The organism is Ensifer sp. R-19, from assembly GCF_049905105.1.
GTDB lineage: Bacteria > Pseudomonadota > Alphaproteobacteria > Rhizobiales > Rhizobiaceae > Ensifer.
The window spans coordinates 199,284-211,658 of record NZ_CP184571.1 but is presented as its reverse complement, the minus strand read 5'-3'; the positions used below and the strand labels follow the sequence as shown (position 1 = coordinate 211,658).

The window sequence follows — 12,375 nt, the reverse complement described above, 5'->3', positions numbered from 1 at the left end:
CTCAGATATGTCCTCCGAGTTCATCTTCGATATGGATCCTGATGATCTCATCGAAGTTGGTTTCGGCTTTGAAACCCAGTTCGCAAGCACGCCGCGCGTCGAAATCGGTCGGCCAGCCTGAAACAATCGAGCGGATAACCGGGTCGGGCTCACGGCGGACGAGCTTGACGGCCTTCTCACCGGCTACACGCCGAAGGGCCTGGATCTCTTCACCAACGAGGGCGGAAAGGCCGGGCATGGTCAGATTGCGTCTCGGGCCGATCGCGGATGTATCCATCCGCGCGGCATGAATGAAGAACCCGACGGCCGAACGCGGGCTTGCAAACCAGTGGCGTACGTTCTCGTCCACCGGCAACACCGCCTCCTGACCTGCCAGCGGCTCGCGGAGAATATTGGAAAAGAAGCCGGACGCCGCTTTGTTGGGTTTGCCGGGGCGGATGCAGATCGTCGGCAGGCGGATGCCGACGCCATCGAAAATGCCGCGCCTCGAATAGTCGGCGAGAAGCAGTTCGCAGATCGCCTTTTGCGTGCCGTAGCTCGTCAGTGGCGTGGTAAGGAACTCGTCGCCGATCTTTTCCGGGAAAGGCCTTCCGAAAACGGCGATCGACGACGCGAAGATGACCCGCGGAACGTAGGGCTCCCGCAAACTCTCGTGGCGGATCGCCTCGAACAGCGCCCGCGTTCCGTCAAGATTGACCTTGTAGCCCTTGTCGAAATCAGTCTCGGCCTCACCGGAAACGATCGCCGCGAGATGGAAGATCACGTCGGGCCGCAAACCGACGACTTTCTCGGCGGCGTCATCGGTCGAAAGATCAAGCACGAGTGTCTTTGCAATTGGCGACAGCCCCTGAGGCACAGGCGGCTCGATCACGTCCACCAGCGTCAGCCTAGAAATATCGTAGCCAAGCACGCCTTCCTCTGAGGCGAACTTCTCCACCAACTTGCGACCGACCATCCCGGCCGCTCCGATCACCATGACATCCATTTTCGACGAACCTCCCCGTCTGCCGCCGGCTCAGCCGGATCAGCCTGCCATCTTGCTCTTGCTCTTTTCCCGGTTTTTCTGCCCGCTCCCCGCGAGCAATTCCTTCGTCGTGTCGTAGATCCGGGTCAGATGCCGGCCAAATGCAGCGATTACCGCGTCCCGGTCGCGCCGCTCCAGTGCCTCCACGATCTCGGTGTGGTCGTCATAGCTGGCATCGATCGCGCCTGGCCGTGACATGGCGCTGCGCCGATAGTCCATCATGAAGGTGTAGAGATCGGTGACGAAATCGGACAGCAGCGGGTTTCCGCAAGCCCGATAGATCGCCATGTGGAATTCGCGGTCGCAGATCAGAAAGCGCATGGCGTCATCGCCACACAGCTTCTGCGCTTCGAGCAGGCTTTTGAGCTTGCCCAGCGTCTCTTCGTCAATCATGTCAGCTGCATCGCCGACGACCTTCAGCTCGATATGCAGCCGGGCCGCATGAACATCGTCAAGATCGTAGCTGTCGATGGCGTTGGGGGAAGCGATGGTAACGGTGAGATGGCTGAGATCGACATTGCAGACCCGCGTGCGACTGCCCTGAGACACCTCGACGATACCGCGCGCAGCCAGCGTCTGGATGGCACCGCGCACCGTCTCACGGCTGACATGAAGCACGTTGGCGAGCTCCCTTTCCCCCGGCAAGACGTCGCCGGGGCGCAGCATGTTGGTGGCGATCAGGACCATCAGCTTGTCGGCGATGAGGTCACGGGCCGTGCGCCGGTCGAGACTCTGCCCGACCTTTGGCATTTGCGTGAGTATCGGGCTGCCGTCCATCGCCGTCACCGCCTCCAACTGACCCACTGGTTGGTCCAGCAGATCAGTTTCTCCATGGAGCCGTGAAAAGTATGACTAGTCAAGACAGGTTCGTTGCTGCATCGCATCAAAGATCGGCCCTGGAACGGCGTCGCTGCCGGTCACCTCGCGCTTCGGCGGCTAGGGGAAGCCGAAGTCGCAGCGGCCCTTATCGTCGAGCACGACGGCCTCGCCGTCGAGGATCATGGAGGTCCCCAGTTAGCAAAGCCGCCAGTGCGACGGCCGTTCCATATCGCGCGATTTTAATGCGGCGCCCGCGTGCCACCATTCAAGTCGTAGCCCATCATGCTCCCAGCCGGCGTCATGCCGTGCGGGAATGGCGGCCTGTTTTTCTAACAAGGAGGTACTACACATGGCTCGGGACACTCTTACCGTCGCCTAGGCGTCGTTGCCTGCCATCCCCACCCACGATCAGGTGAAACCGATCAGCGTCATAACCGCACGGCAGGTTTGCTTAGACATCAAAAGATTTGAACATCATCGGCGGTCACACGTTATATCCTTGACCACGAGGCGAGGTTTTCCAATGTCTATTCATACGCGAGATATCGGCGAAGCGGTACTCGGGCTGTTCCATTTGCATCATTTCGATGAGCCGCGGCTGAGCGACGATCAGCGGCTGCTGATCGAGGCTTATCGGTCGGGACAGGTTCCAGAAGCCGCATGGCAGGAGCATCTGACGCTCGATCCTGAGCTTGCTCGTTACTGGCGGTCAGATGCAAAACACTGAGCATCTGATCGGGATGTGCCTACAGGAGTTCGGCGTCGGGACTTCGAATCCATATCGCACGATCCTCAAGCTGCGCCTGCGAGCGCCATTCCAATCATAGCCATAGCCTACGTTCGGCGTCGACGGCGGCTCCGGCCAAGGTGGAGGTCCAGCATCAGTCGGACCAGCCATCTCTGACATCCGGTGTCGCCACGAACTCATCCATATGTTCGACGGCGTATTCGAGTGAGAGCAGTTGCCGCGTTCGGTGAGGCCGTCAAGCAGCGCGCCCATGCCGACAGATCCGGCATCAGATCCACGATTTTGGTGCCACCGCCGCTTGAGGGCGGTGAAACGTCGATGGAGGAGCAAGCTTCATTCCATGCGTCTCGTATGCCGCTCATGAATAGATGGAGCGCCTCCCGAGCCAGCCACTCGCCTTCACCGCTTTGCCATCCATGACCCTCTCGAAGACCTCTGAAATCACAGTAAAGCCTTCAGGAAGGATGTATCCGGATTGCCGTTGATCAAACATGGCGCAACCTCCTCCAATTGGGGCGAAAGCGCTTATGATCTCTCAGCCGCCGGAGCCCGCAGCACTGTCCGGCGATGAGCAAAATATGCGCCGACAAAGCGCCTCTGACAACGTTCGGGGATCACAGCCTTTGTCGCATCGTTTTCGCTGCTTCGCGACACGACTCCAGCAGGTTCTCTTTTCCCATGCCGCGGATTGCGCCGCAGCGCCTGCACTGGATCAATTCTCTCGTCTCCATCTCGGAGAACGTAAGCCGCTCTCGCGTCCCGCACTTCTGGCACTGAATTTTAAGCTGTCGGAGTCATCCACTGCTGCCTCCCGTTGCTTTCAAATTACCCCCACAACCTGGCCCACTGAAAGGGAATTTCAAGATGACCAATGGTTCCAGCCGGTGAAGATGTCGCGTATCATCGCGCGTTGAGTGCCGGCGCTTATCGAGCCTCAGAACTCGACAAGGAGCACTATCACCTCATCGTAGAGGGATCTGGCAACGTGGTCCGCGGCACACGATTGCCGACAACCTGAACACCGCCGCCGACGACGGCCCACGCATCAAAGTTCTGAGTGTCGCGTCTACCAGCGATGACGGTTGGGTTGTTTCCGCTGCTGGTCCGGGGTTCGGCAAACGCCGACCTTCTCGAACGCGGAATTGACAACCATCACCGCCTGCCAAATCCAGCCGGCTCTCCGGCGGGGAAAGGTCGCTGCTACCAAGCCGCAAATATGAAGCGGGTAGTACGGTCAGGGCCCCCTTTGTTTCGTCACGCCGCCCTTGAACGCGCCGAGGTTTTGTTAATCGACGTTACAGCCAAGTTGGTGAGCTTGTTGTTCGTCGCCTTCTCTTGGTCGAGGATCTCACTCAGAAGCTTGTGCGCCTCATCATGGCCGAGGTCCTTGGCCCATTCCCGAAGCGAGCCATAGCGGGCGATCTCGTAGTGCTCGACAGCTTGGCAAGCGGCCAGAAGACCCACGTCCAACGCGGTCCCTTTAGCCTCTTTCATCAAACCGTCGGCCTCCTTGATCAGACCCTTCGATAGCGTCGCATTTTTCGCCAGATGCCGTTTTGCCGATCGACTTGAAGACCTGCTCCAGCTTCTTGATCTGGTCCCTCGTCTCCAAAAGGTGTTCCTCGGCCGCCTTCTTCAGTTCGGCGCTATTCGCTGCCTTAGCGACCTTTGGAAGCGCCTTCGTGATAGCGTTCTCGGCGAAGTAGAGATCCTGCAGCGTGTGTTCGAAAATATCAGCCAGCGATTTCATAAACTTTCTCCTTCGCAATGAAATGCAGGGCTCGGGAGGCTTCGTAAAAAACGATGTAAACAGTAACCACCGTGGAAGATCCCAGATTTCTCTGACCTCCCGCGGCGTCGGCGGCTGTGCAAGAGCATCATTAGAAAGCCTGCTAACGACCATTTCCACCAATCGTTGCTGGCTTCAGCGCAAAACCCCTGCATCACGGGCGGCTTTCTCGAACGCCAACCGGGCCATGTAACCAGGCACATCACCATTGACAGCTTCGAGACAGGCGGTCAAAGCCGCCTGATATGCGGGATCGGACTTGGATCCAGACCAATTGTTCTGCAAAACCGCTGCCGCTTGACTGGCCGATCCAACCAACAAGTGGTGGTATGCATCGGGCAGACAGATCACGACACTTTCATTCCAGGGTGCCGGTTGTTTGCCCCCTGCCCTCTCTATATCGCGTCCGTACCGTTCCTCGCGTTCCCAACGATCCTCTGCCATGACGTTCTCCTTCTCGAACGTCTCCAAATCGCCAAAACAGAATCGTGTTCCCGATATCGTTCAGTCGCCGGCTCGTGCACCAATAGCGCTGAAACAGGGGGCGCGCATATGCGCAGCGCGGTTACCGCCTTCGTCCGCCGACGTCGACATTGCTGTTATCTGCATCTCACTACGCACGTGATCCCGCAATTGGCCCAGAGACACGTGACAAGATCGAGCCTTGTTATACTCAGATCTGCACCGGCTTGATCGTGCCGACCGATATCTCACCTTTCAACAGGCCGCGTACCAGTCCTGCTTTTGCATGTTCGACTTCGATGACCGTGTATAGTTTTTCGTCCCGAAACGCGCTCGCATCCGAGGTGCTGACACCTTCGGCAGGGGCGGCGTCGACCTCCATATAGTCGAGTTCGCACGCGGACGCGACGATGCGGGCGTCCCCAGACGTGCGGGCAGCGACCACGACTTCGCCCTGGTTAAGTGCGCTCTGCCATCGAGGATCGGATTGTGCGGCGATCGGCACCAAGCGGTAGACGTTCAGTGTTTCAGCACCAGAATCGCTCGAGGCTCGGCATGCGTCGGCAATTTGAGCCTTGCTTTCCACCGATCTGCCAAATTCCGTGTGGCTTTCGCCGGTGGACTTCGCCTCGTCACCATATTGCGCATTGTTGGACATCGTCATCTCTTTCGTCGTTGAGTCAGAAACATTAATTTGCACGGAAAGTTCCCTTCCCTCGAGTGGCTGGCCTGAGGGCCTTTCGCAAATCGGCGCGGCGGCAAGCGCGGCTCCGCCGGTCGCGACAGGGATCAGAAGAGTTGAGGATGTGTCCATGGCAAACACCGTTCACGGACGCTACATTGCTTAGCGCCTTCGAGAGGCGGCAAGCGGAAGAGTCAGGCTCAGAGCTAAGACCGCGACAGAGATGATGAAGGGTAGGTTCGGCCACGATTGTCGTGGCGGCGTAGTCGAAGCGGCTGTCCGCGGGCAACAAGTGAAAAACCCGCGCCCCGGTCTCCGGTGGGAAGCTGCCGGCTGAGGAACATTTCGCAGGACCGGAAGTTTGCACGGCAGTAACAACAGAGCAGGCGTTAGTGCTTCAGCGGCACGATCGCTCCTGCAGAAATGAGCCCGAGGCGAGGCCAAGATCATGACATATGTTGCATCCCCCAGAACCCAGAAAGGTACTGCGGAGCGGCTTGCCGACTGCTACCAGTGCGTTTCGTCCACACTTTCAACTCACGACCCGACAGGTGCTTTGCGAGATTTCGACACCGATTTGATCACTGCCGCGGTACAGGCCGGATGGGATGAAGACGAGATACGCGCGGCTTTGAACGGTATTCGGTCGGGCAATGCGGTCGCGAGCGCGAATGCAGAAGGGCCTGAACTTAGCCCGGACCCCAGGCAAACGCTGTCTTCCGATCCTGCCTTCACTGAAACAGTGAAGGGACCGGCGTTTGAGGGCCGCGAGTCAGCGCAGGGCTTGCAAGAGAGCGCTGAAAGAGAAGAGCGACGGATCGAATGCCAGAAAGGAAGTCCCTTGGCCAAGGGGGAAGAACGCTTCGAGGAACGATCGAGGAGCTCGGACGGCAGAAGCGCGGGAGAGAAACAAAATCCTGGAGGATGAAAATCTTACACCTCACCTGCCAAGCGATCGCCAAGACCCGCCTGAGGATAAATTCTCAGCAATGCTTTGGTTTCGGGCTTCATGTCTAAAAGGAAGGCCGCTGACGGTCGCCGGCGAATACCGAAACTCGCGCCGTTCGAGTTCGCGCCACCACTGAGAGACTTGTTGGGACGCCCGCTGGTTGGGTTGGTTGTCCCGGCTAGCCAGACTATGTTCGACACGGGTGCGAGTTTGGAATGATATGACGGTGGACGTCCCGCTGTCCGAGATTACGTTCGCGCGCGGGCGAGGGCGCCACCCGAGACGCGTGCCGCCCTCGATCCCTGAAAAGAGCCTCCGCCAAATTGGTCGGAGGCTCAGTCAGGACGGCTGATCGCCCAAGCGACATCCGCAGCCGGCGAGACTGCGGCAGACGATCGTTAATTAGAATATACTTATATTTCTCGTTAACAAGTCGGCACATCGGGTGACGCTCAGACAGGCTACAGCGCCCCATACTGGAGGTCGAAGGCCAAATTCGCGTTCAAGCGCGATTGAGTGGTAATCCCGTTCAATGATCCCCGAGTGCCTCTGCGCCGGAACCAAATCGCACCCCCAGGGTTCGAGAGCCGGATCAATCCGATTTACAAGCAGAGGCCACGTTCATGAACCCCCATGACTATCGTTGCGGCGGCGCTGATGAGCGCTGTAACCGCCGCTGCGTTTGCGCAAACGACGCCTTCGACGAACGGAAACACGCCGGCAGCCACCACGCCCGACTCGCAAACACCCACTGTGCCCGTGGAGGGAGCTAAACAGTTTCACCGAGCGGATAGAGGCCGCCGGCTACACCGATGTCACCGCACTCAAGCTCGATGACAAGGGTGTGTGGCAAGCAAACGCGAAGAAAGGACAGTAAGTCCGTGACCGTCGCCCTCGACCCAAGACAATGTGACAGCCCAATAAGGTAAAACCCAAAGCTAGGGAGACTGAAGATGAGAACCGTGACAGGTCTTTTTGACGATTATGAAACGGCGCGAGATGCGGTGCGTGATCTCGAGGCGGCGGGCATACCGCCCGATGATATCAGCATTATCGCCAACAACAGCGGCGATTGGTATTCCGACGATACCTCCGACGCCGCCGGAGGCGCCAGCGCCGGAGCGGGTCTTGGTGCCGCGGGAGGTGGCATTGTTGGACTTCTCACTGGACTTGGACTTATGGCCATCCCTGGGGTGGGACCGGTTGTCGCGGCCGGTTGGCTGGCAGCGACCGCCGCAGGCGCCGCGGCTGGCGCTGTTGCCGGCGGTGCGGCAGGTGGCATCATCGGCGGATTGACCGAAACCGGCGTGGATGAAGACGACGCGCACGTTTACGCCGAAGGCGTTCGGCGCGGCGGAACCCTGGTGACAGCGCGGGTCGAGCATGATCTCGTCGCCCAAGCCGAAACAATCTTGCAACAACGGGATCGGGTTGATCTCGCCGCTCGTCGCAGCGCTTACACTGAGGAGGGATGGTCGCATTTTGACGAGGACGCCGATCCTTACACCGTGGATCAGGTCGAACGCGAGCGCGAGCGGTATCGCAGCATGATGCCCTAACCGACTTTCGCGGCGAGCCGAGAGGGCCGCGGAGGCCACTCCGGCCGCAGCCGCCTTTTCCATGCCGTGCCGCCCGAGCCGACCTGTCAGATATCGTTCCAGATGTCCCGCGTCGCTTGCTTCTTGGTGGGCCGGCGCGGCTTCTAATGAACCGCCACTTGGCGAGGACTTTCTTTGGCGTCCGGTCTCAGCTTCTCTGGAAGTACATCTCGCGCAGACTTCCGGATAACGTCGATCGCCGCCTCCGTCGCGTGGCTGACAGCATTACCGGTAATCCCCAGTGCCCGTTTGCTACTGCGGGCGCCCTTGCCGGCCGCATCGGCTATGTCGCCTCGTTCCTCGACAAGCACTGCGGCCGCTGCGGCCACGGCGGCCGTCAGGGCTTTGGCAGCACACTCCTACCGATATCGCTTGCCAGAAGCCCTTTTACGAGTCCCGTCTTCCGGATAGGTTTTGGGACTTAGTAGCCAGCAAGCTTCTTCGGGATCTTGCTCTTCTAAGCCATGACACCCTCCACGATGTGACCGCTGACAACCGGCAAATTGTAGTTTGGTTCCGCGAGAACACCGCTTCGGAACCGATGGCGCCGTCATCAGTTTGTCTTGCGCACTCGACAGGAGATACAAGCATGGCCAAAGACGACGATTTAAAAGCGGGCTCCACCGGCACACCCGATGAACCTCTCGCCGGCGTCCGTAAGGCTGCCCAAACAGCCACTGAAGCAGTGAGGCGAGAGACAAGCGCGGTAGCGACCGCAGCAGCAGAACATCCTCACACCGCCACCACTCTGGGAGTGCTTATTGGCGCCCTCGCCTTCACCATCGGCTATGTTTTGGGAAGGTCATCGGTCGATAGCGGGCGGGGCTACTGGCGATAAAAGAGGACCCGACCGGCGTGCGGCTTTGAATGATGTCACGGATGAAAACCCGTATCCTGGCGCGCAGGACCGCAGCCCAAGGACCCGGGGCTGCGGTTTTGTTTGTCGGGATTTCGTGCGAACGACGGCTGAGCCAGCGGTCGAGCGAACGACTTGCAATGGAGACGACCGCGTGTTGCACCGTCATCAGGGCGCCAGGCACTCTTCACAGATGCCACAGCCATCTGCATCCATGCTCGTGGCCGGGCGCTTCTTTCGACAACAGAGGCAGGTGACAATATCCGGCGCGCTCCAGTTGTAATGCTTGGGTGGTGTGATTTGAATTGTGGTGTCGGGAGCTACTTGTTTACCCAGTTGTTCCATCTGGAGGCTCCATGTCGAAGACGCCATTTTCGCTAGAGGGGGGTGCATGAACGGCATCCTACCTTTCCAACCCGGGTTCTAGATGGGCGCCAGGAGAACGGCGCCCAGTTCGTCGAGATCACCTATGCGGCATTTGATGCTTCGATTTGCGTCGGAGCTTGTGACTGTTCAAACACCGCCGCACTTTCGATCGCGATTTTGCGTGGCTTCATCTCCTCCGGGATTTCCCGCACGAGATCGATCTCCAGGAGACCGTTGTTCAGGTCAGCGCCGATCACCCGCACGTGGTCGGCAAGCTCGAACCGGTGCTCAAACGGTCGCCCGGCGATCCCGCGGTGCAGATAGGCTTCTGACGAGGATTCCTGCTTCTTGCCGACGACCGTCAGAAGGTTGGTTTGAAACGTGATGTCGAGATCGTCTCGCGTAAAACCGGCGACCGCAATCGAGATCCGATAGCTATCGTCACCGGTCTTGACGATGTCGTAGGGCGGCCAATCGCTCATCGAACGGGCCCGCTGGGCGTTTTCGAGCAGACTGAAGAGCCGGTCGAACCCGACGGTCGATCGGAAAAGCGGTGCGTAGTCGTAAGTTGTTGCCATAACCATATCCTCCTTGAGCAACATGGATATTGGAAGCGCCGAAAGACGACACTTCCAGCAAGTCCAGCCCTGATTCTAGCGGCTGGCGACAAGCGATTTGGTTTAGCAAAAGTTCAGTTTCAAGGGCTCGGAAAGAAAAAATGAGGGCGGCATAAGCGTCGCTCAAGACAGGCCGCTCAGCGGATGCACGCTGCTCCAGACAAGTGGCAGGGGCCTGTCAGATCGGTCAAGGGGCTTGGCACGGAACATTCATTGAGAGCGCTTGAACTCAAGGGGCTGCGAAATTAAATTTTTGACGGGCGCATCACGCGCCTTCCTGTAATGGCCCCATAAATCCCCGGACATGATCTCCCACTTGTTAAGTGTGAGGAGTAATGTCCCCATTATGAGTAGTCACAACCCGAAGATAGAAGTGCTGTCCGGCCCTGAGCGCCGCCGTCGCTGGTCGACGGCCGAGAAGCTCGCCATCGTTCAGGAGACGTATGAAGGGGATGCGACGGTCAGCATCGTCGCGCGGCGTCACGGCATCCAGCCGAACCAGTTGTTCAATTGGCGCAAGCTTGCAGCGCAGGGAGCGTTCACCGCAACCGCATCGCAGGAAGACGTCGTTCCGGCATCCGAATATCGAGCCCTTCAGAACCAGGTCAAGGAACTGCAGCGCCTGTTGGGCAAGAAGACGATGGAAGGCGAAATCCTCAAGGAAGCGCTTGAGATCGCCACCGGCCCAAAAAAACACCTGTTGCGCTCGCTGTCATTGCCGAAGGGCAGTTCGCGATGACGGCGGTGTGCGAGACTTTGGGTGTCGCCCGATCAAACATTGCAGAGCGCGTGAAGCAAATCCCTTCCAAAGCCCGTGGGCGACCGCCGCTTGCTGATCAGGGCCTGGTGGATGAGATCAAAACGATCATCGCCGATATGCCGACCTACGGCTATCGCCGGGTTCACGCCATTCTGCGCCGAAACGCCAGCAACGATGGCCGTTCCTGGCCAAACGTCAAACGCGTCTATCGGGTGATGAAGGTGCACGACCTGCTCCTTCAGCGCCATACTGGTGCGAGTGATACCCGTCGCCACGACGGCCGCGTCGCTGTGGAGCAGTCGAACCTACGTTGGTGTTCGGACGGATTCGAAATTGGCTGCGACAACAGAGAGAAGGTGCGCGTTGCCTTTGCCCTCGACTGCTGTGACCGCGAGGCCATTGCCCACGTCGCCACCACTGAAGGCATCAAGAGCGCGGACGTTCAGGACCTTGTCATCACCGCCGTCGAGAACCGCTTCGGTCGCATCAACGCCCTTCCAAAGCCCATCGAATGGCTGACTGACAATGGCTCGTGCTTCATTGCGAAGGACACGAAATCGCTGCTGCTGGATATCGGGATGGAGCCTTGCTCGACACCCATTCGCAGCCCGCAGTCAAACGGAATGGCGGAAGCCTTCGTCAAAACCTTCAAGCGCGACTACGTCTCGGTCAATCCCATTCCGGACGCCGAAACCGTCATCGCCCAACTGCCCTTATGGTTCGAGCATTACAACACGCTTCACCCGCACAAGGCTTTGGGATATCGATCACCGCGCGAGTTCTTAAACCGTCAAACAGAAACCTGATCCTGTCCGGTTTTTATGGGGCAACTCCACTTCCTTGTTGAAAACCCGCGAATTCAGTGAGGTAGAAATGCACACGAAGATGTTTGACCGGCCAGTTTACCTGCGTGAAAGGAAGGATCTGGTCCTCGAAATCACCAATCTCGACGACGCGATCGATTTCCTTGAGAGTGGTCCAAAGGAGATCGCGACATCATCCACGACGCGACCCTGAAGACGTGCTATCTGGCCCATGACGGGCACAAGCCCGTTCGGGTGGCGCGAGACGCATTCCGCTCCTTCGCGAAGAAGAAGGGCATACTCGCGAAAGCTCCCGCGGTTCTGCCGTGGATGGTCAAGACCAAGTCCGGTGGCGGTAGGATTTCACCCTAAACTGACCATCAACAGTGAGAGGCTGCGCTTGCGGCCTCTCTGCCCCTCGTTCCCGACATTCTGCGACTTCGGACGCATGAAACGAGAACATCTCGCGATGTGCGCCGAACATGACCGCTCGAGACTCCAAGAAGCCGCCGCGCGCAAATAGCGCAAGCTTGGCGTAATGAGCGCGCAGAAGCGCACGGTCTGGAGCCGGATAGTTGAACTGACCCCAAAAAGTTGGATGCCACTTTTTGAGTTGATATGAAGGATTCGGAGAAGCAGAAGTTAGCAGCCGTGGAGGCCTACATCGAGGGCTGCCAAGGGCTGATCGATCCGAAGAAGGCGCGGTTCGATCTACCTGAAGGCGATCTGGGGGTCCGTGCGTATATTTTGAACGCAACGCCTTTGCAGTGCCTACTGGCCTGCATCGACAATGACCGGTGTGTTGCGTTCACCTACATCAAGAAAGAGAGGGAATGCTGAAGGGCGCTGTCGGCACACCTCTTTTCAAATCCGGCATGATTTCCGGTATGAAAACTTTCCAA

At 58.5% G+C, this 12,375-nt stretch carries 11 protein-coding genes and 3 pseudogenes; 8 read left to right on the top strand and 6 right to left on the bottom strand.

All coding sequences use genetic code 11. The features are described from left to right. Nucleotide 1: 1 nt before the first annotated feature. Complete coding sequence (gene denD / locus ACN9MO_RS31410) at nt 2-985, bottom strand: D-erythronate dehydrogenase (protein WP_112995782.1); 984 nt, start codon at nt 983-985, stop codon at nt 2-4. 39 nt (nt 986-1,024) lie between these two features. Continuing rightward, nucleotides 1,025-1,801: a FadR/GntR family transcriptional regulator gene (locus tag ACN9MO_RS31405; protein WP_113737383.1), complete on the bottom strand. Its 777-nt coding sequence runs from the start codon at nt 1,799-1,801 to the stop codon at nt 1,025-1,027. A 565-nt stretch (nt 1,802-2,366) separates the two neighbouring features. On the opposite strand from ACN9MO_RS31405, the gene ACN9MO_RS31400 reads away from it, so the two are divergent. Next, the gene (locus tag ACN9MO_RS31400; RefSeq protein WP_113737382.1) at nt 2,367-2,570 is read left to right on the top strand and encodes a hypothetical protein; all 204 of its coding nucleotides are present in this window, start codon (nt 2,367-2,369) and stop codon (nt 2,568-2,570) included. 1,275 nt (nt 2,571-3,845) lie between these two features. On the opposite strand, the pseudogene ACN9MO_RS31395 reads toward ACN9MO_RS31400, so the two are convergent. The 3 genes and pseudogenes from ACN9MO_RS31395 to ACN9MO_RS31385 form a co-directional block, all read right to left on the bottom strand. Then, a pseudogene (locus tag ACN9MO_RS31395) lies at nt 3,846-4,341 on the bottom strand (ferritin-like domain-containing protein). A gap of 174 nt (nt 4,342-4,515) precedes the next feature. Further along, nucleotides 4,516-4,824 carry a DUF982 domain-containing protein gene (locus ACN9MO_RS31390; protein WP_113737384.1) on the bottom strand — a complete coding sequence of 103 codons (309 nt, stop codon included), beginning with the start codon at nt 4,822-4,824 and terminating at the stop codon, nt 4,516-4,518. Nucleotides 4,825-5,053: 229 nt separating this feature from the next. Next, nucleotides 5,054-5,656, bottom strand: coding sequence for a hypothetical protein (locus ACN9MO_RS31385; RefSeq protein WP_309140596.1), 603 nt, complete (start codon nt 5,654-5,656; stop codon nt 5,054-5,056). A 610-nt stretch (nt 5,657-6,266) separates the two neighbouring features. On the opposite strand from ACN9MO_RS31385, the gene ACN9MO_RS31380 reads away from it, so the two are divergent. The 4 genes and pseudogenes from ACN9MO_RS31380 (at nt 6,267) to ACN9MO_RS31365 (ending at nt 8,909) form a co-directional block, all read left to right on the top strand. After that, nucleotides 6,267-6,452 (top strand): hypothetical protein, encoded by a 186-nt coding sequence (locus ACN9MO_RS31380; protein ID WP_082615811.1) that lies wholly within the window; start codon nt 6,267-6,269, stop codon nt 6,450-6,452. Nucleotides 6,453-7,106: 654 nt separating this feature from the next. Further along, a pseudogene (locus ACN9MO_RS31375) lies at nt 7,107-7,397 on the top strand (PepSY domain-containing protein). 29 nt (nt 7,398-7,426) lie between these two features. Next, nucleotides 7,427-8,032 (top strand): general stress protein, encoded by a 606-nt coding sequence (locus tag ACN9MO_RS31370; protein WP_057250099.1) that lies wholly within the window; start codon nt 7,427-7,429, stop codon nt 8,030-8,032. A gap of 628 nt (nt 8,033-8,660) precedes the next feature. Continuing rightward, a complete protein-coding gene (locus ACN9MO_RS31365) occupies nt 8,661-8,909 on the top strand; it encodes a hypothetical protein (RefSeq protein ID WP_082615809.1) in 249 nt (82 codons plus the stop codon). A gap of 485 nt (nt 8,910-9,394) precedes the next feature. On the opposite strand, the gene ACN9MO_RS31360 is transcribed toward ACN9MO_RS31365, so the two are convergent. Next, a complete protein-coding gene (locus ACN9MO_RS31360) occupies nt 9,395-9,871 on the bottom strand; it encodes an Hsp20 family protein (RefSeq protein ID WP_057250097.1) in 477 nt (158 codons plus the stop codon). 385 nt (nt 9,872-10,256) lie between these two features. Between ACN9MO_RS31360 and ACN9MO_RS31355 the strand changes: the two genes are divergently transcribed. From ACN9MO_RS31355 to ACN9MO_RS31345, 3 genes and pseudogenes are all read left to right on the top strand, one after another. Then, nucleotides 10,257-11,476, top strand: a protein-coding gene (locus ACN9MO_RS31355) for an IS3 family transposase (RefSeq protein ID WP_113738009.1) whose coding sequence is annotated in 2 segments (ribosomal slippage) — nt 10,257-10,590 and nt 10,590-11,476 — 1,221 coding nt in all. Because the reading frame shifts where the segments join, the coding sequence is not laid out codon by codon here. Nucleotides 11,477-11,543: 67 nt separating this feature from the next. After that, nucleotides 11,544-11,845, top strand: a pseudogene (locus tag ACN9MO_RS31350) (DUF982 domain-containing protein). A 246-nt stretch (nt 11,846-12,091) separates the two neighbouring features. Beyond that, nucleotides 12,092-12,313: a PAN domain-containing protein gene (locus tag ACN9MO_RS31345; protein ID WP_425989140.1), complete on the top strand. Its 222-nt coding sequence runs from the start codon at nt 12,092-12,094 to the stop codon at nt 12,311-12,313. The last annotated feature ends 62 nt before the right edge of the window (nt 12,314-12,375 follow it).

Coding starts and splice junctions, on each gene's coding strand:
- denD (WP_112995782.1), bottom strand. CDS start 985: ATGGATGTCATGGTGATCGGAGCGGCCGGGATGGTCGGTCGCAAGTTG.
- ACN9MO_RS31405 (WP_113737383.1), bottom strand. CDS start 1,801: ATGGACGGCAGCCCGATACTCACGCAAATGCCAAAGGTCGGGCAGAGT.
- ACN9MO_RS31400 (WP_113737382.1), top strand. CDS start 2,367: ATGTCTATTCATACGCGAGATATCGGCGAAGCGGTACTCGGGCTGTTC.
- ACN9MO_RS31390 (WP_113737384.1), bottom strand. CDS start 4,824: ATGGCAGAGGATCGTTGGGAACGCGAGGAACGGTACGGACGCGATATA.
- ACN9MO_RS31385 (WP_309140596.1), bottom strand. CDS start 5,656: ATGGACACATCCTCAACTCTTCTGATCCCTGTCGCGACCGGCGGAGCC.
- ACN9MO_RS31370 (WP_057250099.1), top strand. CDS start 7,427: ATGAGAACCGTGACAGGTCTTTTTGACGATTATGAAACGGCGCGAGAT.
- ACN9MO_RS31365 (WP_082615809.1), top strand. CDS start 8,661: ATGGCCAAAGACGACGATTTAAAAGCGGGCTCCACCGGCACACCCGAT.
- ACN9MO_RS31360 (WP_057250097.1), bottom strand. CDS start 9,871: ATGGCAACAACTTACGACTACGCACCGCTTTTCCGATCGACCGTCGGG.
- ACN9MO_RS31345 (WP_425989140.1), top strand. CDS start 12,092: ATGAAGGATTCGGAGAAGCAGAAGTTAGCAGCCGTGGAGGCCTACATC.